General features: G+C 43.2%; 1 protein-coding gene. It reads left to right on the forward strand.

Features of this window, described 5'->3' with window-relative positions:
- Nucleotides 1-1,395: heavy metal translocating P-type ATPase (locus tag HMPREF3032_RS01385; RefSeq protein ID WP_062401262.1), on the forward strand; the 1,395-nt coding region annotated here is incomplete at both ends.

Here is a 1,395-nt window from a genome sequence, read left to right on the forward strand (position 1 = left end):
ATGGGCAGCTGTTAAAAATGGTATGAAAGGTAAATTCTTTGACGAGAATTTCTTGATGTCTATTGCTACTATCGGTGCTTTAATCATCGGTGAATATGCAGAGGCTGTAGGTGTTATGTTGTTCTTCCAAGTAGGGATTTATTTTGAAGAACGTGCTACAGAGCGCAGCCGTAATGCGGTCATGGATGCAGTGGATCTTCGCCCAGAAGAAGTACGTTTAATCGCTTGTGACGGTAGCGTACAAGTTGTAAATCCAGAAGATGTACAAGTAGGATCTCATATTGAAATTCGCCCTGGCGATCGTATCCCATTGGATGGTCGCGTAGTAGAAGGCACTACACGTATCGATACAGCAGCGGTGACAGGGGAACCTGTTCCTGTAAGTGCTACGGTAGGTACAGAAGTGATGTCTGGTTGTATCAACGTGGATGGTCGCATTGTCTTAGAAGTGACTCACGAATTAAAAGATTCCATGGTTATGCGCATTTTAGATGCTGTGGAAAACGCAGCAGCATCCAAGCCAAAAATCGACCGATTCATTACTCGTTTCTCTCGCGTATATACGCCAATCGTAGTGGCATTGGCAATTATCGTTGCCATAGTACCTCCTCTATTCACAGGAGAATGGCAATATTGGATTTATACAGCTTTAACATTCTTAGTAGTATCTTGTCCATGCGCTTTAGTATTATCTGTGCCATTGGCATTCTTCTCTGGTATTGGTGCTGGTTCTCGACAAGGTATCTTATTTAAAGGTGGTAAAGCAATCGAGGCTATGAGCCGTGTGAAAGCGATTGCATTTGACAAAACTGGTACTATCACAACAGGTACGTTCAACGTACAAACAGTAGAAGTAGCTAGTGGCTATACAGAAAACGAAGTGTTGCAATATGCAGCAGCCTTAGAAGCCGTATCTACACACCCAATTGCGATGTCTATCGTAGAAGAAGTACAACGTAGAGGGGTAGAGTTTAATGCGGCCAAGGATGTAAAAGAAATCTCTGGTCACGGCATGGTAGGCACCGTAGAAGGTCATACTGTATTAGTCGGCAATGGTCGTTTGTTGGCGAAAGAAAATATTGCAACGCCATTGATTGATTATGTGTATGGTAGTGAAGTATTCGTAGCTGTTGATGGTCAATACGTAGGCCGTATCATCATCGCTGACTCTTTAAAGGCTGATTCTAAGGAAGCCATTCGTCGTATGAACGGCAAAGGATATCAAACAGTGATGCTTACAGGTGATGTGGCAGCTAGTGCGAAGTACATTGCTCAACAAGTAGGTATCCAAGGAGTACGTGCTGAGTTATTACCACAAGATAAATTAGAAGTGGTACAGTCTCTACGTAATGATCATGGTTCTGTTATGTTCGTAGGTGATGGCATCAACGATGC

The organism is Veillonella sp. DNF00869 (assembly GCF_001553345.1).
Lineage (GTDB): Bacteria > Bacillota > Negativicutes > Veillonellales > Veillonellaceae > F0422.